The 19,417-nt window shown below is 67.0% G+C and carries 16 protein-coding genes; 9 read left to right on the forward strand and 7 right to left on the reverse strand.

The annotated features are described in order from the left end of the window. Nucleotides 1-406: 406 nt before the first annotated feature. From AC3A3Q_RS15685 to AC3A3Q_RS15700, 4 genes are all read left to right on the forward strand, one after another. Nucleotides 407-3,337 carry a TonB-dependent receptor domain-containing protein gene (locus AC3A3Q_RS15685; protein ID WP_487587107.1) on the forward strand — a complete coding sequence of 977 codons (2,931 nt, stop codon included), beginning with the start codon at nt 407-409 and terminating at the stop codon, nt 3,335-3,337. Between the two features lie 186 nt (nt 3,338-3,523). Continuing rightward, nucleotides 3,524-5,767, forward strand: a complete 2,244-nt coding sequence (locus tag AC3A3Q_RS15690) for a winged helix-turn-helix domain-containing protein (protein ID WP_487587108.1) — start codon at nt 3,524-3,526, stop codon at nt 5,765-5,767. Between the two features lie 140 nt (nt 5,768-5,907). Continuing rightward, nucleotides 5,908-6,948 carry a helix-turn-helix domain-containing protein gene (locus AC3A3Q_RS15695; protein ID WP_487587109.1) on the forward strand — a complete coding sequence of 347 codons (1,041 nt, stop codon included), beginning with the start codon at nt 5,908-5,910 and terminating at the stop codon, nt 6,946-6,948. 71 nt (nt 6,949-7,019) lie between these two features. Next, on the forward strand, nt 7,020-7,706 hold the full coding sequence (locus tag AC3A3Q_RS15700) for a GNAT family N-acetyltransferase (RefSeq protein ID WP_487587110.1): 687 nt from the start codon (nt 7,020-7,022) through the stop codon (nt 7,704-7,706). Between the two features lie 64 nt (nt 7,707-7,770). Here AC3A3Q_RS15700 and AC3A3Q_RS15705 read toward each other — a convergent pair whose 3' ends face one another. Then, nucleotides 7,771-8,595: a helix-turn-helix domain-containing protein gene (locus AC3A3Q_RS15705; RefSeq protein ID WP_487587111.1), complete on the reverse strand. Its 825-nt coding sequence runs from the start codon at nt 8,593-8,595 to the stop codon at nt 7,771-7,773. Between the two features lie 144 nt (nt 8,596-8,739). On the opposite strand from AC3A3Q_RS15705, the gene AC3A3Q_RS15710 reads away from it, so the two are divergent. Further along, nucleotides 8,740-9,726 carry an alpha/beta fold hydrolase gene (locus tag AC3A3Q_RS15710; protein WP_487587112.1) on the forward strand — a complete coding sequence of 329 codons (987 nt, stop codon included), beginning with the start codon at nt 8,740-8,742 and terminating at the stop codon, nt 9,724-9,726. 6 nt (nt 9,727-9,732) lie between these two features. Here AC3A3Q_RS15710 and AC3A3Q_RS15715 read toward each other — a convergent pair whose 3' ends face one another. After that, entirely contained in the window at nt 9,733-11,052 is a 1,320-nt protein-coding gene (locus AC3A3Q_RS15715) for an aminotransferase class V-fold PLP-dependent enzyme (protein ID WP_487587113.1), read from the reverse strand. A 260-nt stretch (nt 11,053-11,312) separates the two neighbouring features. Here AC3A3Q_RS15715 and AC3A3Q_RS15720 point away from each other — a divergent pair, with 260 nt between their 5' ends. From AC3A3Q_RS15720 to AC3A3Q_RS15730, 3 genes are all read left to right on the forward strand, one after another. Further along, on the forward strand, nt 11,313-12,950 hold the full coding sequence (locus AC3A3Q_RS15720; RefSeq protein WP_487587114.1) for a PQQ-dependent sugar dehydrogenase: 1,638 nt from the start codon (nt 11,313-11,315) through the stop codon (nt 12,948-12,950). A gap of 135 nt (nt 12,951-13,085) precedes the next feature. Then, nucleotides 13,086-14,258 carry a COG3904 family protein gene (locus AC3A3Q_RS15725; RefSeq protein WP_487587115.1) on the forward strand — a complete coding sequence of 391 codons (1,173 nt, stop codon included), beginning with the start codon at nt 13,086-13,088 and terminating at the stop codon, nt 14,256-14,258. A 116-nt stretch (nt 14,259-14,374) separates the two neighbouring features. Continuing rightward, nucleotides 14,375-15,523, forward strand: a complete 1,149-nt coding sequence (locus tag AC3A3Q_RS15730; RefSeq protein WP_487587116.1) for a hypothetical protein — start codon at nt 14,375-14,377, stop codon at nt 15,521-15,523. Nucleotides 15,524-15,535: 12 nt separating this feature from the next. Here the strand turns inward: AC3A3Q_RS15730 and AC3A3Q_RS15735 are convergent, their stop codons facing one another. Beyond that, nucleotides 15,536-15,757 (reverse strand): RNA-binding S4 domain-containing protein, encoded by a 222-nt coding sequence (locus tag AC3A3Q_RS15735; protein ID WP_487587117.1) that lies wholly within the window; start codon nt 15,755-15,757, stop codon nt 15,536-15,538. Nucleotides 15,758-15,821: 64 nt separating this feature from the next. Continuing rightward, nucleotides 15,822-16,073: a GIY-YIG nuclease family protein gene (locus AC3A3Q_RS15740; RefSeq protein WP_487587118.1), complete on the reverse strand. Its 252-nt coding sequence runs from the start codon at nt 16,071-16,073 to the stop codon at nt 15,822-15,824. Nucleotides 16,074-16,256: 183 nt separating this feature from the next. On the opposite strand from AC3A3Q_RS15740, the gene AC3A3Q_RS15745 reads away from it, so the two are divergent. Continuing rightward, nucleotides 16,257-17,276, forward strand: a complete 1,020-nt coding sequence (locus tag AC3A3Q_RS15745) for a fatty acid desaturase (RefSeq protein ID WP_200609538.1) — start codon at nt 16,257-16,259, stop codon at nt 17,274-17,276. Nucleotides 17,277-17,294: 18 nt separating this feature from the next. On the opposite strand, the gene AC3A3Q_RS15750 is transcribed toward AC3A3Q_RS15745, so the two are convergent. The 3 genes from AC3A3Q_RS15750 to AC3A3Q_RS15760 all read right to left on the reverse strand — a co-directional run bounded on the left by AC3A3Q_RS15750 (nt 17,295) and on the right by AC3A3Q_RS15760 (nt 19,154). Next, nucleotides 17,295-17,945: a hypothetical protein gene (locus AC3A3Q_RS15750; RefSeq protein WP_487587119.1), complete on the reverse strand. Its 651-nt coding sequence runs from the start codon at nt 17,943-17,945 to the stop codon at nt 17,295-17,297. A 30-nt stretch (nt 17,946-17,975) separates the two neighbouring features. Beyond that, nucleotides 17,976-18,482, reverse strand: a complete 507-nt coding sequence (locus tag AC3A3Q_RS15755) for an RNA polymerase sigma factor (RefSeq protein WP_487587120.1) — start codon at nt 18,480-18,482, stop codon at nt 17,976-17,978. 93 nt (nt 18,483-18,575) lie between these two features. Continuing rightward, nucleotides 18,576-19,154: a hypothetical protein gene (locus AC3A3Q_RS15760; RefSeq protein WP_487587121.1), complete on the reverse strand. Its 579-nt coding sequence runs from the start codon at nt 19,152-19,154 to the stop codon at nt 18,576-18,578. Nucleotides 19,155-19,417: the final 263 nt, after the last annotated feature.

Below are 19,417 nucleotides of genomic sequence, written 5' to 3' on the forward strand. Positions count from 1 at the left end.
TGGTTATCAGAACAACCAATTTCTTTCGCGGGCGTCCGGGCCCGAGCTCACCGAGCAGACGTGCGAATGAGCTAGGGCACGGACACCGTCCAGGGCCGGTACAGCGCGAGTCCGCCTGGCGCAGCTGCATCACGCGGGCACTGCGCTCTCGCCAACAGTCGAAGTCAATGAAACAGTGGCTGCTTCCGGAAGGAGGGGGTGGGGTGTATTTCGCGAACAATAAACGGAGCGAAGCGGAGGTTCGCGGAATACACCCCACCTCCTCCCCAACTGACGCACCACGCACCACGCAGCAATACCAACACAGGTACAAACCCTGCCCAACCCCGGGTAGGCGCTCCAATGGCACCAGCGCTTAGCGTTAAAGGGCAGTTAATTCGCCCAGAACGCAAAGCGGAGGTCCACCATGAATTCTTGCCATTCGCGGCCGTCACTGCGGCGCGCGCCGCTGCCGGCCAGCATTACCCTGGCACTGCTACCGGCGCTGGCCGGTGCGCAGGAAGCACCGGCCACTGAAGACACCACCACCACGCTCGATCGCATCGAAGTCACCGGCTCGCGCATCAAGCGAGCCGACATCGAGACCTCGCAGCCGATCTTCAGCCTCAGCCGCGACGAGATCCAGGCGCAGGGCCTGACCTCGATCGGCGACGTCATCCAGAACATCACCGCCAACGGCTCCACCCTCAACTCCGCGTTCAACAACGCCGGCAACGGCGAGACGCGGGTGTCGCTGCGCAACCTCGGCTCCAATCGCACGCTGGTGCTGGTCAACGGCCGCCGCTGGGTCGGTGGCACCGGCCTGGGCGGTGCGGTCGATCTCAACACGATCCCGACCGCGGCCGTGGAGCGCATCGAAGTGCTGAAGGACGGCGCGTCCACGATCTACGGTTCCGATGCCATCGCCGGCGTGGTCAACGTGATCCTGCGCAAGGACTTCGACGGCGCCGAAGCCAACGCCTACCTGGGGCAGTACGACAAGGGCGACGGCTTCCGCCAGTCCTATGACGTGCTGATCGGTTCGCGGTCGGATCGCTGGTCGACGATGCTCGGCGTCGGCTACGTGAAAGAGGAGCCGGTCATGGCCGGCGACCGGCCGCAATCGGCGGTGCCGGTGTTCGGCGCCATTCCCGGCACCGGTGGCAGCTTCTCGCCACCGGACGGCAACTTCTCGTTCTTCCGCCCGCCGGTCGACGAGAACGATCCGGGCCCGTTCTTCACCCAGCCCAACGACGACTACGGCTTCTTCGTGCCGACGCCGGGCGTGGGACCGGGCTATAGGGCCAACGCAGGGCTTGCCGACAACTACAACTTCGCCCCGGACAACTACCTGATCACGCCGCAGGAACGTGTCTCGCTGTTCGGCAGCGGCACGCTGGAGATCACCGACGAGATCCGCTTCAGGACCACGATCACCTACAACCAGCGCAAGTCCGAGCAGTTGCTGGCCGCGGTTCCGCTCGCGTTCGATGCCAGCTCCGGCGACCCCGAATTCATCAGCGCCGACAGCATCTACAACCCCTACGGCCGCGACGTCAACGAGATCTTCCGGCGCATGGCAGAGACCGGCGGACGCTCGTTCAACCAGGACGTTCGCACGTTCGCATTCGACGGCGGATTCGAGGGCACCTTCGACATCGGCGAGCGCTTCTTCGACTGGGAGGCCGGCTACTTCTACGGCGACAACAAGGCCAACAACACCACCAACGGGTTGTTCCAGATCAGCAAGGTTGTCAATGCGATCGGCCCGTCGATGCTCGATGCCACCGGCACGCCGATCTGCGTCAGTGTCGCCGGCGATGCCAGCACGGTCATCGATGGATGCGTGCCGATGAACCTGCTCGGCGGTGCCGGCACGCTGACCCAGGACATGATCGACTACGCCACCTTCACCGCCCACGACGAGTTCTACTACAAGCAGAAGACCTACTACGCCAACGTCGGCGGTGATCTGTTCGACTTGCCCGGTGGCGCCCTCGGGTTCTCCTTCGGCCTGGAGCACCGCACCGAGTTCGGCTACGACGAGCCCGACGGCCTGATCAACTCCGGCGACACCACCGGCAACGCGCGCACGGCGACGCGTGGCGGCTACAAGCTCGACGAGGCGTACCTGGAGCTGGCGATTCCGGTGCTCGCGGACGTGCCGTTCGCGCGGTTGCTCGATTTCAGCCTGGCCACGCGCTATTCGGACTACAGCAATTTCGGCGACACGCTCAACAGCAAGTTCGGCTTCCGCTGGAAACCGATCGACGACCTGATGATGCGCGGCAACTGGTCGGAAGGTTTTCGTGCACCGTCGATCTCCGAGCTGTTCGCCGGACAGGCCGACTCGTTCCCGGCGATCACCGATCCCTGTGCCGGCAGCCTGCAGGGCACGCCCAACAACGACATCCCGGCCGGATGCGCCGGCATCCCGCAGTACAACCAGAACAATCCGCAGATCCGCATCACCGTCGGTGGCAACCCGGACCTGCAACCGGAGCTGTCGACGTCGAAGACGCTCGGCTTCGTCTACAGTCCGGGCTTCATCCAGGGCCTGGATATCTCGCTGGACTGGTGGCAGGTCGAGATCGATGACGCCATCTTCCTGCAGACCGGACAGGCCATCCTCGACAACTGCTATCGCAACGGCACCGACGCGGCCTGCGCGTTGATCAGTCGCACTTCGTCGGGGCAGGTCAGTGACCTGCTGTCGATTCCCAGCAACATCGGCACCATCGACACCGAAGGCTACGACTTCACGGTCAGCTACCGGTTGCCGGAGACGTCGTGGGGCAAGTTCGCCTTCGTCTGGGACACGGCGTACACAAGCGATCTGTTCATCGACGTCAACGGCGACGGCGTGTACTCGCCGGACCAGCTCAACGGCGAGTCGGGCAACAATGTCGGCGAGTACTTCGGCTCGACATTCACCAACAACTGGCGGATCCGTTCCAACCTGTCCGCGCGCTGGGACAAGGGCGACTACGGCGCGACCTGGTATGTGCGCTACTACTCGCCGCAGGACGAGCTGTGCGTGGGCACGCCGAACGTGCCGGCGGCGCAGATCGAGCGCCTGTGCTCGGATCCCGACCGTTTCACCAACCTCGACGGCGACGATCCGGACCTGGCGCCCGACGGTCCCGCCGCGCGCCCGGAGAACAACATCCCCAGTGCGACCTACCACGACCTGACGGTGTACTGGAACGCGCCGTGGAACGCGAGGGTAACCCTCGGCGTCAACAACGCCTTCGATCGCGATCCGCCGATTGCGATCACCGCCTTCGCCAACAGCATCGACCCCGCCTACGAGATCGGAGGACGGTTCTTCTACATGACTTATTCGCAGAAGTTCTAGCCACACGCGATGCATCCGGACGCGGACCGCGCTCCGGCGCGGCAGCAGGGAAGGGCGCACGTCCTTCCCGCTGTCCCGCGTTGGCAAGCATGACCTGAGCCAGTGGCGCTGACGAAGTTGATCTAGAATCCTGCCAGGAGTCGCTCACACCGGTTCTGGCGCGCAATGCCCAAACAGCATCAAAGCTTGTTGCAGTCGTTGCCTTCCCAACGCGTTCGCGTGGGCGACAGCATGGTCGACCTCGCCGCGCGCGAGATCACGCCCGCGTCCGCTGGCGGCGATGGCGCGCCGCATCGCATGAGCCTCAAGGCGATCGACCTGCTGGTCGTGCTGATCGGCCATGCCGGCAAGGTCGTCAGCCGCGAAACGCTGCTGGAGACCGTCTGGCCCGATACGTTGCCCGGCGACGACGTCGTCACCCAGGCGGTGGCGCAACTGCGCAAGGCGTTCGGCAGTGACGAGCCCTATATCGAGACCATCGCCAAGCATGGCTATCGCCTGCTGGCGCCGGTGGAGTGGCTGGATGTGCCCGACGCTGTCGAGCAGACGCCGCTGCCGGCGCAACCCACTGCCATTCCAGCCAGTCCGCGTGCGCGGCCGGGCCTGCGGATCATCGGTACGGCTGCGGCACTGGCCGCGCTCGGTTTCGCCCTGTGGCTGGCGATCGGCGCTGACCGCGAACGCGCGCAGCGCGTCGCCGGTGATAGCGACGAAGCCGCTCCGCCGTTCCTGAAGATCACTTCCGCGCCCGGTGCCGAGTTCGCGCCGAGTCTGTCGCCGGACGGTTCGCAGGTCGTGTACAGCGCCTATGTCGACGTGGATGGCAAAGGCCGCACGCAGCTGATGCTGCAGACGACGGCGCCGGTCGAACCGCGGGCGCTGACCCATCCGGTGGCCGGCGAGCAGGACCTGATGTCGGCATGGTCGCCAGATGGTCGACAGATCGCGTTTTATCGTGTTCGCCGCGGCGCCGGCCCGGGTTCCAGTTGCCATCTGATGCTGATGGCGTCGGCCGGCGGCGACCCGCATCCGGTGGCCACTTGCGAAAGCGATCGACTGCGCATGTTCGGTTGGCACCCGGACGGAAAGCAGCTGGTGTTCGGCGCCAGCAATGCCGGCCAGCCCGGCGTGAACGCGATCGAGGTGCTTGATCTCGCCGCCGGCACGTCGCGCAAGCTCGACTACGCGCATGCCGCAAGCGATCTCGACCTGGCGCCGAAGTATTCGCCCGATGGTCGCTGGATCGCATTCCAGCGCAACGTCTCGCGCGGTGACCTGTGGCTGGTGCCGGCCGCCGGCGGGCAGCCGGAACGGCTTACCCGGATCGAATCCAACCTCTACGGCCTGGCCTGGTCGCCCGACGGCAAGTCGATCGTCTTCTCCGCCTACCGCGGCCAGGAGCCGTCGCTGCTGCGTCTGGACGTGCAGTCGCGGCGGATTACCGAGCTGGGCATCGGCAACGCACGCTTCCCGAGTGTTGCATTGAAGGATGCGTCGGTCGCGATCGTGATCGAGGAGACGCCGACGTCGTTGTTCCGCGTCCGCATTCCCGCGCAGGGCGAGGCGGTTGCCGCGCCGGAGAAGGTGTTCCCGTCCTCCGGCAGCGAACTGCTGCCGTCGGTGTCGCCCGATGGCCGGCAGATCGTGTTCGTCTCCGATCGCACCGGCGATGTGCGCCTGTGGTCGGGTGAGATCGGACGCGCCTCCTCGCTGCGTCCGATCGAGAACTTCATACCGTTCCCGCGCCATCCCGCCGCCTGGTCGGCCGATGGCAAGACCGTGCTGATGATCGGCGCCGATGGCGACAACGAGGCACTGTTCGAGATCACCCCGGCCACCGGTGCGGTGCGCAAGCTGGCGCTGCCGCAGGGGCGGCCGACATACGGTGCCTATGTGGCCGAGCCCGGGCGATTGCTCGTGGTCTCCGACCGCGGCGCCGGGCGGCTCGGGCTGACCCTGTACCAGCGCAGCGGCGAACAGCTGCAACCATTGGCGACGCTCGACGATGTCTCCCTGGCGCGCTTCGATCCCTCGAGCCGGCGCGTGGTCTTCTTCCGCAATGCCTCGTGGGGGCTGTGGCAGGCCGGGCTGTCGCTGGACGGTGCGCAGATGCTCGACGACCTGCATGCCGATCCCGGCGGCTCGCTGCCGCGGATCGTTCCCAATGCCGGGTTCTACCTGCAGAGCCGGCGACTGGTCACCTCCGATCGTGGCAACTGGATCGTGGCTGCCGGCGACGGCTGCAACGTGCGCTGGGTCGCCGTCGATGCGCCGGCCGGGAGCCGCAGCGGGCCGTGCCTGGACTCTCGCGGTGGCGAGCTGACCGGAGTCAGCTACGACCCCGCCAGCGGCTGGCTGTACTACTCCTACAGCACCGGCGATGCCAGCGACATCGGCTGGGCGCGACTGCCCCCGGAACCGGCGCGCTGACCGCAGCGCAAGGCGTGGCAAGGGTTTCGGAACTTCATCAGGAATCCGATACCGCGATTTCAGCAAGAAATCCGCGCAACGACAGGACATCAGAACCGCGTAATCGGCAAATCAGGGCACCCCACACACGGAGAGGTGCCATGGCCAGTTCGCGGCTTTCGATGCATGCGCTGTCGATGCAAGCCATCCTGCCGGTCGATGACCTGGCGTCGCGATACGCCGAGCCGGCCCCGGGCATGCGCCCGGCCCCCGCAGCCGCCACGACGCCGTTGTCTCCGCATCGCGTCTGGGCCCATGACGGCCAGTTCCGCGAGATCGCCGCGGCCGCCACCGCGGCGGGTGCCAATGCTCCGGCACGGGTGTGCTGGGCCGCCGTGTCCAGGCTGGGCAGCATCGCGCTGACGCGGCCCTCGTTCTCGCTGTGGATGCAGATCCGCGGCAGCGCGCAGGTACACGCGGCCGAGGGTACGTTCCGGCTGCGCACGGGAGCATGGATCGCCCTGGACGCCGATTCGGCGCCGGAGGTGCAGGCCGACCACAACGGCCTGACCCTGGCGTTGGTCGTTCCGGCCGACCTGATGCCGCTGCTCCAGGATGCCTACCTGTTCGTTGGCAAGGGCACGATGACGTTGCGCGATCGCATCCTCGCGCTGCGGCTCTGGCACGGCGCGGTGCGCGTGCTGCAGGCGCATGAACGCGTCCCCGACCGCACCCTGGTGCGGGCGCTGCGGCCGCTCATCCTGCACATGTCGGCGGTGCAGGCGCGCCACGTCGCCGCGCTGGGTCACTGCCCCGGTCACTCGCGCACCCGCAAGCGGCGCCTGTTCAACCGCCTGCAGCGCGCTCGCCTGTACCTGGAAGGCAACGCCCACCGGATGGTGCGGATGAGCGAGATCATGGCCATCAGCAATTACTCGCTGTGGTACCTGTCGAAATCGTTCCACGAGCTCTACGGCGAGAGCGTGCAGACGGCAGCCTCGCGGTTGCGCATCGAACGCGCCTATGACCTGCTCGAGACGACCTCGATGGACATCACCGAGATCGCCGAATCCTGCGGCTTCGACAACGCCTGCAGCTTCGCCCGCGCGTTCCGCGCCAAGAGCGGCACCAACGCCACCCAGTTCAGGAGCGCGCTGCGCGATGCCGGCGGTGGTCGGCGCAGGCCGGTGATTTCTTCATGAGTGACGCGGGTCGCACCTGACCGGGACTGTCCGGTCTTGCCCGGCGTGTCGATCTCTGGTTGCATCCGGGTATGGCCGATCACGTCCTCGACAACCCGATCTGGGAATCGCTGCGCAGCCGCCATCGCGACCTGGCAATCCGCGCCGGCGATGCGGCCCGCTACCCGGCGCAGGTGGCGCCGTTCCTCGGCGTTGCCGCCGACGGCGTCGATGTCGGCGCCGCGCTGGCGCAGCTGGTTCCGCCCGATGACACGGTGCTGCTGCTCGGCGTGACGCCGGCCGTGGCCGACGGCTGGCGCCTGGACAAGCTGGCGATGCTGGCGCAGATGGAATGCCCGCATCACATGGCCGAGGTGGAAGGACCGCCGATCCTGGAACTGGGCGAGGCGCACCGGCAGGACGTGCTGGAACTCACCGCGCTGGTGTACCCGCACTACTTCCGTCCGCACACGATGGACCTGGGTCGCTACTTCGGCATCTACCAGGACGGGCGCCTGGCGGCCATCATCGGCGAGCGCATGGGCATGGACGAGTTCCAGGAAATCAGCGCGGTGTGCACGCATCCGGACTTCAACGGCCGCGGTTATGCGCGACACCTGCTGGCGTGGCTGAGCAACGACGTGCTCGATCGCGGGCGGACGCCGTTCCTGCATGTCGCCCACGAGAACCATCGCGCCAAGCAGTTGTACGAGCGCGGCGGTTATCGCGATCGCCGCGATATCGGCTTCTGGTCGCTGCGCAGGGCCGCGCCGCTGTAGGAGCGAGCTTGTTCGCGGACAAGCGTGTCCGTGGCCGCCAGGCTGCTCGCGAGCAAGCTCGCTCCTACGGGCGCGCGTCCGTCGCCAGCTCGCGGCACAGTTGCACGGTCGCCTCGTCCACCGGGAAGCAGCATTCGATGCGCAGCTCGTCCAGGGTCACGTCACGCGGCGTGCCGAACGTCGTGATGGTCGAAAAGAAGCGCAGCTGCCGGTCGTCCCGCTGCAGCACGGTCGTCAGCAGCGGTGCCGGCGCGGTTTCGAGATCGCGCCTGCGCCAGCGGGCGGGAACGCCGGGGTAGGCCAGAACGTCATCGAGCAGTGCGCGCGCTTCCAGGTCCGACGGCGCGGCCGCCACTTCGGCATGGAGATGGTGGATCAGGTCGCCGGCCACTTCCTCCCAGTTCGCCACCGCCGCGCGCAGGTCGGCGGGATCGAAGATCTGCCGGATCATGTTGCGGTGCGCACTGGTGCGGCCGTGCATCACGTAACCGTTGACGCGCAACGCGGCGTCGTTGGCCATCAGCACGTCCCAGCGGCGATTGAGGACGAAGGCGGGGTAGGGCTCCTGCTGGGCGAGGATGAACTCGATCGCGCGGCGAACCTGGGCGAGCTCCGGCGTCGCCAGCGCGGTCTCCGGATAGCGCGGTGCGAAGCCGGCGGCGACCAGCAGCGAATTTCGTTCGCGCAATGGCATGTCGAGGGCATCGGCCAGGCGCGTGACCACGTCACGGCTGGGCTGCGCCTTGCCGGTCTCGATGCAGCTGAGGTGGCGCGGCGAGATGCCGGCATCGAGCGCCAGGTCGAGCTGGCTCAGGCGCCGCGCCGCGCGCCATTCGCGCAGCAGCGCGCCCAGCTGGGGACGGGACAGCGGATGGGCAAGGTTGTTCACGCCGGCAGGATACGACCGGCTCGCGCGCAGTTCCATGACCTTGCAGGTCATGACGTCATGACCTGCGACTTCGTTGATCGCATGCCCTGTCAGGCGAATCATTAGCCTCGACAGGCGGGGATCGTCCCCGTGGAGATCACTACGATGCTTCGCAGGCAGTTCCTCTCGATGACCATGGGCACGCTGGCGGCAGGCGCGCTGGGTGGATACGCATCGGCACTGGGCACGCGGCCCGGCGCTGCGGCTGCGGCTGCAGCCACGGACGACGATGCAGTCGCCGCGGCGGCGTTCCGCGCTGCCGGCCGCTTCATGAAGACGCCGTTCGGCAACATCGCCTATGCCGAAAGTGGCAGCGGAGAGGCAGCGTTGTTCCTGCACGGATTCCCGCTCAACGGCTACCAGTGGCGCGGCGCGTTGCAACGCCTGTCGCCGTACCGCCGCTGCATCGCGCCGGACTTCCTCGGCCTGGGCAATACCGAAGTCGCGCCTGGCCAGAGCGTGGCGCCCGATGCGCAGGTGGCGATGCTGGCCGATCTGCTCGATCGCCTCGGCATCGACAGTGTCGACCTGATCGCCAACGACAGCGGCGGCCAGGCCGCGCAGCTGTTCCTCGCTCGCTATCCGCGGCGGGTGCGCACGCTGCTGCTGACCAATTGCGACTCGGAGATCGAATGCCCGCCACCGGCGCTGCTGCCGGTGCTGGAGCTGGCCAAGCAGGGCAAGTTCGTCCAGGAATGGCTGGCGCCATGGCTGGCCGACAAGGCGCTGGCACGCTCGCCGCAGGGATTGGGCGGGCAGACATTCACTTATCCGTCCCATCCCACCGACGAGGCTGTCGACACCTACCTCGGCCCGCTGGTGCGCAACGCGGATCGAACCCACGCCTATGCGATCGGGCTCGATCGTAACTGGCTGGAAGGCATTGGCCCGACCCTGGCGCGCTTCGAAGGACCGACGCGGATCATCTGGGGAACCGGCGACAACATCTTCTCCGAGCGCGGCGCCGAACACCTGGATCGCAGCTTCGGCAATTCGCGCGGCGTGCGTCGCATCGAAGGCGCAAAGCTGTTCTTCCCGGAAGAATTTCCGGACGTCATTGCCGAGGAAGCGCGCGCGCTGTGGGGCGTCTAGCCCACGTCAGGAAGCCAGTTCATGGACCGCGCGCGCGGCGCGGTCCACTTCTTCCGGCGTGTTGACCAGGCTCGGCGCCAGGCGCGGGTAGCTGACGGCATACGGACTGCTGCTGGCGATGATCTTGCGCTCCAGCAGGCGCTTGACCACGTCCTCGGTCTTCACCCCTTCGACCTCGAACGCGACCAGTCCTGCCGACAGGTCCGCCGACATCGGCGTGTGGATCCGGATCTTGCGGTTCTGCGCGAGGTTCTTCTTGAGCTGGTCGTTGAGGCTGGAAATGCGGGATGCGACGCGTTGCCGTCCCATCGCCTGGTGCATCTGGAAAGCGGCTGCCATCGCCCACTGATGCTCGAAGGCATGGAAACCACCAGGGCTCATGCGCGCGGCGTTGCTGGGCGTCTTCGGATCGCGGTTCTCCGCCCAGGCGTTGTACGACTCCCATTCGCTGAAGGTCGGGATGGTCGGGCGCAGGCGCGCCCAGTTGTCGGCGTTGGCCCAGACCAGTGCGGTGCCGCGCGGCGCGAACATCCACTTGTGGCAGCCCCCACAGAAGTAGTCGGCGCCCATGGTGGCAATGGTTTCGTCTGCCGCGCCGATGCCATGCACGCCATCGACCACCAGCAGCACGTCCGGATGCTTTGCCTTGAGGGCGGCGGCGAGCGGGCGGATCGGCAGGCGGATGCCGGTGCTGGAGTGCACCCAGGTCAGGCCGACCACGCGCGTGTTGGGTTGCACGCCCTGCAGCAGGCGCGCGATCAGCTGGTCGGTGCTGGCTTTGGCGGAATCGTCGAACAAGGTGATCTTGCGCATGCCCGCGCCGCTGCGCTCGCACGCCAGGCGGATCGACTCGTGGTGCGAGTAGTGGTCGTGGACGGTGGTGAGCACGTCGTCGCCCGACTTCAGCGGCAGGCCGTGGTAGACCAATGCCAGGCTTTCGGTCGTGCTGCGGGTAAGGCAGACCTGGTCGGGCTGGCCGCCGAGGTAGGCGGCAATGGTCTTTTGCACCTGCAGCGGGACGTTGTGCGCCTCGTCCTCGAACAGACCCTGCTCGACGACCAGGAACGGGTTCAGGTCGATGGAGCGGCGGTAGGCCTCGATCGCCTCGCGCACCGGCGCCGGGTGGCTTGCGATGAAGAAGCTGGCGAAATGCGCGTACGCCGGATCGAGGACGAACTGCGCGCGCACCCTGGTCCAGTCCGACAGGTCGGGCAGGGCGGGCGTTTCTCGCGCCAGTGCCCCAAGCAGGCCTGCAGGAAGCAGCGCGGCGGCGCCGACTGCAGCGGGAATTGCCAGGAACTGACGGCGCGAAACTGAGCGGTTCATGGCGGTCTCCATTGCGGATCACACGCGACCGGCGCAGCCTGCGCCGGGTTGGGTTCAGATCAGGTCAATGCGCATCAGTCCGGTCAAACGGGAAGTGGCGGCATGGACCGGCACACGCGACCGCGGGTCGGAAGGGACGACCGTCCGGCCGCCGTGAAGCGCCTCTTCACACCCGGGCGGCACGGGTTCTGCCAGCCTGATTGGCGCGGGACCGCCCCGGACCATCGCGGTCCTTCGCGGGGACACGGAGGAGCAGCGCAATGGTGCAGAGCGGACGACGTGCATTGCAGGGGGCGCTTGCCCCGATCCTGATTGTGGTCCTGGTTGCGGTGCTTGGCGCCTGTGGCGGCGGTGGCGGCAGTCCGCGCGCCGGTGTCACGCCGCCGCCCACGCCGGCAAACCGGCCACCTGTGTTCACTTCGGGCGCAACAGCGACAGTTCCCGAAGACACCACGTCGGTCTTTTACACCGCCACCGCGAGCGACCCCGACGCAAATCCCATCACGTTCTCCCTCGCCGGCGGCGCCGACCAGACGCGCTTGCGCATCACCGCGCAAGGCGGACTGTCATTCGTCACCGCGCCGGACTTCGAGAACCCCGTCGATGCCAACGGCGACAACGTCTATCTGGTGACCCTCGCCGCCAGCGACGGAATCACCAGCGTGACGCAGGCTCTGTCGGTCACCGTCACCGACGTCCGCGGGGCTGCTTTCCGTGTGCGCCGCGTCGCGACCGGTTTCAACTTCCCGATCTTCCTGGCGCCGGTGCCCGACAGCAGCGGCCGCCTGTTCGTGGTCGAGCGCGAGGGACGCATCCGCATCATGACCGCGAATGGCGCGATCACGGCCGCACCGTTCCTCGACATCAGCGGAACGATCTCGATCGACGGCGAGCGCGGCTTGCTGGGCTTTGCGACGGCGCCGGATTTCTTCACCAGCGGCCGTTTCTACATCTTCGTGACTGCGCCCGACGGGACGCTGGAGGTGCGTCGCTACCTGACCGTGGCCGGCGACCTCAACCGCGCCGACCCCACCAGCGGTGACGCGATCGTGCGCGTGCCGCACCCGCGCAACAACCACAACGGCGGTTGGATCGCTTTCGGTCCGGACGGCATGCTCTACATCGCCACCGGCGATGGTGGCGGTAGTGGCGATCCGGACAACAACGGCCAGAACACCAGCACGCTGCTGGGCAAGATCCTGCGCGTGAATCCTGCCAGCGACGGGTTCCCGTCCGACCCCGACCGCGACTACGCGATCCCCGCCGGCAATCCGTTCATCGCCTCCGGCGGCGCGCCTGAGGTCTGGGCGTACGGGCTGCGCAACCCGTTCCGCAACAACTTCGACCCGCAGACCGGCAACCTGCTGATCGGCGATGTCGGCCAGGGCGCGATCGAGGAGATCGACCTGATGCGGCCCAGCGACGGCGGCGCCAATTTCGGCTGGCCGATCCTCGAGGGCACCGTGCCGTTCCGCGGCGGGCCGACCACGGGACTGACGCCGCCGGTGGCGCAGTACTCGCACGGCACCGGGCCGGTCAACGGCTTGTCGGTGACCGGTGGCCTGGTATATCGCGGCGCGGTCGAGTCGCTGATCGGCGAGTACATATTCGCCGACTTCGTGCGTCCCAATATCTGGTCGCTGCCGATCTCGCGGCTGGTGCCGGGGACGACACTGCAGGCGAACGAGTTCACCTTGCGCAACGGCGACTTCACCCCCGACGCCGGCGCGCTCACCAATATCGTCAGCATCAATGCCGACAGCAGCGGGCAGGTGTACCTGGTCGATTTCGACGGCGAGATCTTCGTGATCGAGAGGGTGGTGCTGGGATTGCCGTTCGCCGCCTCGCAGATGACGCCGCAGCAGTTGCTGCGCCGGAGCCTGTCCGGGGGGCCGTAGCCCCGTTCGTCGAGGCCCCGGATTCCGCGTGTGCCTGGTGCCACACTAGGCCGACAGTCAGCCCGCGCATCGTATCCTTGTGTATACGTGCGCTGCGGGCGCGCATTCATCGACTGAACACAAAGCGGGATTTCCTTGCGACAGATCCTCACGCACTCCTGGCCGTTGCTGTTGTGCCTCACGCTGGCAGCCTGCCAGCGGGCCGAGCCGGCGACCCATTCGGGCATGGTCATCGAAGAGGTGAACAGCCCGCAGGAAGGCGGTGCGATCAGCACCGCGCCGGTCAAGGTGCCGCCCGCGCCTCCCGAACCGACGGCATCGCCGCGCAAGGCCAAGACCAGCGTGCGCGAAGCGGCCAAGGCCGGCAGCGAGGAAGCACCGATCGACTGGTCGACGCTGGAGCTGACCTCGGGCGAGGCATCGATCAGTTGCGAGCTGGACTACGCCGCGCTGGGCGACGGCAACGTGCTGGCGAAGTTCGACCAGGCCGGCCTGCGCGAAGCGCTGCAGCCGTGCGTGGAACGTGGCGTCGCGCGCCTGCGCTACAAGGGCAAGATCACCGCCGAGTTCGGCTCGCTGGTCGAACGCGTCACCCATGTCGCCAACGAGCTGGGCATCCACAAGCGCGTGCTCGACGTCGACTCGGCCGGCGGCCAGGTCGAGGATGCGATCAAGGCCGGCGATTTCATCGCCGAGTCGCGCTGGACCATCTGGGTGCGCGAGGGCGCGATCTGCCACAGCGCCTGCGTGTTCATCCTCAGCGCGGGCGACACCCGCATGATCGCCGGCCAGGTTGGCATCCATCGCATCATCCGGATGAGCTCGACGGCGACCACGCGCGCGCAGCTCAACGCCGAACTGCGCGTGGTCTACGAGCGCGTGCGCGATTACCTCGAGCGCAACGGTGCCGCGACCGCGGTCGCCGACCTGATGATGGCCGTGCCCAACCGCGGCCTGCGCCTGCTCACGGTCGAGGAGCTGGAGCTGTATGGACTGGACGGCGTCAACCCGGCCCAGGACGACCTCGACCGCCTGCGCCTGATGCGCAAGTGCGGCGAGGACTTCGTCAGCCGCCGCGATTCGTTCGTGCGTGCCTTCGACAAGCGCTGCAAGACGCCCAACACCGACCTCGACGCGCTCAACACCTGCGGCCTGAACCTGCGCAAGGATTACGGCTTCCCCGACCAGGCCTGCCCGGCGGAGAGCCCGTTGTCGGAGTTCGATCCGGGGACGGCTCTGGTCCCGGGCGCCAGCAAGCCCGACGGCGTGTCGCAGCAGTCGCCCAAGCCCAAGGCGGGCGAGAGCTGACCGCAGCCATGCGCGACTGATCGGCCGGGTCGCACCGGCGGCCGCGTGAGTCGGCCATCACATCACCCGCGGCACGATTCCCCGGCGCGCATACCGCACGCGCCGGAGGCCCTGCGATGAGTGATCTGCGCTATTCGTTGCTGCGTGGTGGCCTCGTGTACCGCGTTTCCAGAATCAGTGGTCTCAGCCGCGTCCAGCGCCGGCTCGCACCGCTGGTCGCCATCGTCCTGGTGCTCATCATCCTGGTGCCGATGGTGGCGGCAGCGGCGCGCGACGGTACCCTCGTCGGCGGCGTGACCATTCCGTTGCTGTACGACTATTCGATCTGGGCTCGGTTCCTGATTGCCGTGCCGCTGCTGGTCCTGGCGGCACCGATGGCCGATGAACGCCTGTGGCGCGCGATCAAGCACCTGCTGGATCTGGTCGATGCAAGCGACCGTGGCCGTTTTGAAGAGGTGTTGGCGCAGATGCGGCGCTGGCGCGATGCCAACACGCCCGAGCTGGTGCTGTTCGCGCTGTCCATCTTCGCCTCGTACGCGATCCCGGTGCTGGGGCTGCTGGACAACGTCAGCGACTGGAAGGGCAGTGCCGGCGCGATGAGCTTCGCCGCGATCTGGCTGCAATGGGTCGCGATGCCGGTGATCCGCTTCCTCGTGCTGCTGTGGTTCTGGCGCCTGGCGCTGTGGACGCTCCTGCTGCTGCGCTTCTCGCGCTTCAACCTCGACCTGCACGCCGCCCATCCCGATGGCCGTGGCGGGCTGGCGTTCCTGGGTTATGCGCAGACTGCATTCCTGGTGCTGCCGCTGGTCGGTGGCATCTCGCTGGGCGGCACGCTGGCGCTGGACGTCCAGTACTACGGTGCAGAGCTCAAGAGCCTGCGTTTCATCATGGCCGGCTGGGTCGTGCTGGGCGTGGCGCTGATGGTGGCGCCGTTGCTGCTGCTGGTGCCACGGCTGGCGGCGCTGAAGCGCAACAGCCTGCTGGCCTACGGCGCGCTGGGCACCGACTGCTCGGAGAGCTTCGAGCAAAGATGGCTCGGGCGCGCCCGCGGCGGCGCCTCGCCGATCCTGGAAGCCGGCGACTCGTCGGCGTTGTGCGACCTGACCGGGGTCTACGCCACGGTCAAGGAGATGGGGACGATTCCGCTGCAGCGTTTCCTGTTGACCCAGTTCGCGCTGGCGGCAGCGGTGCCGCTTCTGCCGGTCATCCTGATGAGGATGCCGCTGAAGGAGCTGCTGGGGAAAATATTCTCTGCCCTGGCGTGAGCGCGCCCGCCATCAAGCGGCGTCGACGACGTGGATCTCGACGTCGTCGATCGTCACGACCTGGCCGGCGTGGATCTTGCAGGTCTTGCGCAGTTCGACCGCGCCGTCGACGCTGACCGCGCCGCTGGCGACGATGGCCTTGCCGGCGCCGCCGCTGTCGCACAGTCCGACCAGCTTGAGCAGCCGGTTGAGTTCGACGTGGTCGCGGTCGAGTTCGAATTCGATCTGTTGCATGGCGATGGCGCGGGGAAGGGCGGTCAGGGTCGCAGTGACGGTGGTGTTGCGCAATGGCTGGCGGCTAGACGGCACCGGCGCAGAGCGCGCGCTTCTGCTCCGGCCGCAGCTGCTTTATGGCGTATTCGGCCCGGCTGGCGGTTGCGCGGTCAGGGTAGGGGAATTGCGCAAGCAGTCGGACCGGCGGTCGCGCGCGGGTGTAGCGGGCGCCTTTGCCGGCTTCGTGCTCGGCATAACGGCGCGCAACGTCGGTGGTGATGCCCGTGTACAGGCTGCCGTCGCGGCATTCCAGCAGATAGACATACCAGGCGTTCATGGGGCCGCAGCCTAGCGTAGGAGCGGTCGCGCTGGCGAGCGGACGCGTGGGCACCCGCCAGGCCGGGTCGCCACTGCAGTCGCGGTCGCAGTTTGAAGCATGACCGATGACCATACGCATGCGCACGTCATTGTGGCTGTCATGGCGCGCACCCACAATGCATCGTCCACACCGAGAAGTGCCTTGAGCGCCACAGCCTCCGCGTCACCCACCGCCGCAACCCTTCGCCAGCTTTGCGCCCGTTTCGCCCGCCCGCACCTCGGCCGCGCCGTGTGGCAACTGATCAACACCCTGGTTCCATTCCTTGCGTTGTGGGCAGTGATGGCCTGGAGCGTGGTCGACGGCTGGGGCTTCGGCTGGACGCTGCTGCTGGTGCTGCCGGCGGCGGGCCTGTACGTGCGGATGTTCATCATCCAGCACGACTGCGGGCACGGTTCGTTTTTCGCCAGCCAGCGCGCCAACGACATCGTCGGTCGCTGCCTCGGCCTGGTGACGCTGTTCCCGTACGGCTACTGGAAGAAGACCCACGCCGTGCACCACGGCACCTCGGGCAACCTCGACCGCCGCGAGATGGGCGACATCGACACGCTCACCGTCGCCGAGTACCGCGCGCTGCCGCGCATTCGTCGCCTGGGCTACCGCCTGTACCGCAGCACGCCGGTGCTGCTGGGCATCGGCCCGTTCTACCAGTTCGTGATCAAGCACCGCTTCCCGTTCGACCTTCCCTTCACCTGGAAGAAGGAATGGGCCAGCGTACTGCTCAACAACCTGATGCTGCTGGTCGCGTTCCTGGCGCTGGGCTTCAGCATCGGCTGGCACACGGTGCTGATGGTGCACATGCCGGTGGTGCTGGTGGCCGGTGCCGTGGGCGTGTGGCTGTTCTATGTGCAGCACACGTTCGAAGAGGCCTACTGGGCCCGTCGCGAGGACTGGGATTCCGGTCGCGCCGCGGTGGCCGGCAGTTCCTACTTCGACCTGCCGCGGGTCGTGCACTGGTTCACCGGCAACATCGGTTACCACCACATCCACCATCTCGCCAGCCGCATTCCGAACTACCGTCTGCGCGAGGCGTTCGAGTCGAGCCCGCTGCTGCAGGCCGCGCCGCGGCTGACGATGTGGACCAGCCTGCGCAGCGCCCGCCTCAAGCTGTGGTGCGAGGAAACCCAGCGCATGGTTGGTTTCCCGCAGCGCGCCAGGGCCTGATCGCCGACCTTGGGGAGGTCACTCCTCCCCGAACCGTGCGATCTCGTCGAGGTACTGCTGGGCGCGCGTAACGCTTCGCCCGGCACTTCCGGCATCGATCGCTTCGCCGATGTGCCTGCGCTCGGGCCGATGCGCCCAGCGATGGAACCACACCGTCGCCAGCATGCCGACGATGCCGATCGGAATTCCGATGTAATACACGCTGGCGTGCATCGGCGCGCCGAACTGCTGCTTGAACACGATCGCCATCAGCGGCATCCACAGCAGCCAGAACGGCAATCCCAGCCACGGCGACACGCGCGTGCGCCACAGCCGCAATTGCGCCAGTGATTTCTGGATCGTCAGCACCGGGCCGGCGTAGTCGATCCGGGTAATGAGCAGCAGCTCCATCACCGCCGAGATGATCAGCGCCACGCTCCAGGCATGCATCACCAGGCCGCTGGCGAGCAGCGCCGGTGAGCCGGTGTTGGCGATCCAGAAGTTGGCGAACATCACCGTCAGCAGCACGCCCACGATCAGCTGGATCACCTGGCCGAACCACAGTGGCCGCAGGCGCGAGCGGACCTTGTCGATGCGCGTTTCGGTGAGCAGTTGCAGGTTCAGCGCGGTCTGCTCCTGCAGGCGGCGGTCGAGGGTCTGCCAGGCGAGTTTGAGTTCATCGAGTTCCATGGTCGTTCCTTGCGATTGCGGGCACGTTGCTCATGCGACGTCCTGGCGGATGCGCTGCTTGAGCCGGCTGATGCGGGTGGCCACGTTGGTTTCGCTGATGCCCAGGATCTCGGCGATCTCGCGGTAGCTGCGGTCCTCGAGATAGAGCAGCAGCAGGGCGCGGTGCATCGGATCGAGTGCGCTGATGAAACGCTGCAATACGTCCAGGCGCTGCCGCGCTTCGACATCGATGCCTTGATCGTCGGGCAGGTCGTGGAGGCTGTCGTCGAGCGAAACCGTGCGGCGGCGGCGCTGGCCTTCGCCGCGCAGCCAGGAGATCGCCACGTTCAACGCGATCCGGTACATCCAGGTCGGGAACGGTCGCTGCGGGTCGTACCCCGGGAATGCGCGCCACAGCTGCGCGGCGATGTCCTGGGCGAGGTCGGCGCGGTCTTCGGCATGGCTTGCATAGGTCGCGGCGACCTTGAACACGATGCCGCGGTGGGCCTGGAGCAGGGCCTCGAACTGCTGCCTGGGTCCAGCTGTCTCTGCCGTCATGCTGGCGGTGTGCTCCATCGCGAACGTGTCCATTGCCTGGTCGAAGACATGATTCGCAGGCAGGGGCGAATCGTCACAGCCGCCCTCGATCCTTTAGTCCAGGTAGTCGTACAGGCGGTAGATCCAGCTCAGCTCGTAGACGATCGCGGCGACGACGAAGCAGCGGTGGAAGGTCTCCGAGCGCACCTTCATCGCGATCAGGCACAGGCCGATCATCGCCACGTTGCGGATCGGGTACTCGACGTTGAAGCGGCGGTAGTAGTCGTGGCCCTTGATCAGGGTGTCGCCGAAGTCGATCAGGTACAGCACCGCCATGATCCCGAAGAACCAGCCGCGGCGGGACTGGAAGTAGTCGTGCCAGCCGGTGTACTCGGCCAGGTCGTCGGGGAACAGGACCGTGCACAGCAGGAACAGCACCACCACGTACAGGATCAGGAACGCGTAGGCGACGAAGCTCCACGGATGGACGTGGCTCAGGCCGAATTCCCACCACCAGAAATGCACGAGCAGGATGAACATGGAGATCGCCCAGCCCATGTGCACCCAGTAGATGTGATCGCGGCCGGGGTGCTGGACGAAGCGGGCCATGCCCTTTAGCAGGGTGGTCAGGCCCAGTCCGAGGACGATGCCGAGGACGATGCGGATATGCGTGAACAGCGGGTCGGTGGTCATGCACTGCGTCCCGGCAGGCCGAGGGCCGATGGCGGCAGCATAGCCAAATCCCAAAACCGTCATCCCACCGAACCCTCACCGTCATCCCGCCGAACCCTCCCCGTCATCCCGGCGCACGCCGGGATCCAGGCCCGTCCCCTTCCAGCAATGCTCCGTCATCCCGGCGGACGCCGGGATCCATTTTGCTTCGCGCCTGCCACGTCCATGGATCCCCGCCTGCGCGGGGATGACGGTTACAGGGCGGCGCGCGTGTGGCCCTGGAT

The sequence above is a fragment of the Lysobacter sp. Soil_C_59 genome (assembly GCF_057656415.1).

Coding starts and splice junctions, on each gene's coding strand:
- AC3A3Q_RS15685 (WP_487587107.1), top strand. CDS start 407: ATGAATTCTTGCCATTCGCGGCCGTCACTGCGGCGCGCGCCGCTGCCG.
- AC3A3Q_RS15695 (WP_487587109.1), top strand. CDS start 5,908: ATGGCCAGTTCGCGGCTTTCGATGCATGCGCTGTCGATGCAAGCCATC.
- AC3A3Q_RS15700 (WP_487587110.1), top strand. CDS start 7,020: ATGGCCGATCACGTCCTCGACAACCCGATCTGGGAATCGCTGCGCAGC.
- AC3A3Q_RS15710 (WP_487587112.1), top strand. CDS start 8,740: ATGCTTCGCAGGCAGTTCCTCTCGATGACCATGGGCACGCTGGCGGCA.
- AC3A3Q_RS15715 (WP_487587113.1), bottom strand. CDS start 11,052: ATGAACCGCTCAGTTTCGCGCCGTCAGTTCCTGGCAATTCCCGCTGCA.
- AC3A3Q_RS15720 (WP_487587114.1), top strand. CDS start 11,313: ATGGTGCAGAGCGGACGACGTGCATTGCAGGGGGCGCTTGCCCCGATC.
- AC3A3Q_RS15730 (WP_487587116.1), top strand. CDS start 14,375: ATGAGTGATCTGCGCTATTCGTTGCTGCGTGGTGGCCTCGTGTACCGC.
- AC3A3Q_RS15735 (WP_487587117.1), bottom strand. CDS start 15,757: ATGCAACAGATCGAATTCGAACTCGACCGCGACCACGTCGAACTCAAC.
- AC3A3Q_RS15740 (WP_487587118.1), bottom strand. CDS start 16,073: ATGAACGCCTGGTATGTCTATCTGCTGGAATGCCGCGACGGCAGCCTG.
- AC3A3Q_RS15750 (WP_487587119.1), bottom strand. CDS start 17,945: ATGGAACTCGATGAACTCAAACTCGCCTGGCAGACCCTCGACCGCCGC.
- AC3A3Q_RS15755 (WP_487587120.1), bottom strand. CDS start 18,482: ATGACGGCAGAGACAGCTGGACCCAGGCAGCAGTTCGAGGCCCTGCTC.
- AC3A3Q_RS15760 (WP_487587121.1), bottom strand. CDS start 19,154: ATGACCACCGACCCGCTGTTCACGCATATCCGCATCGTCCTCGGCATC.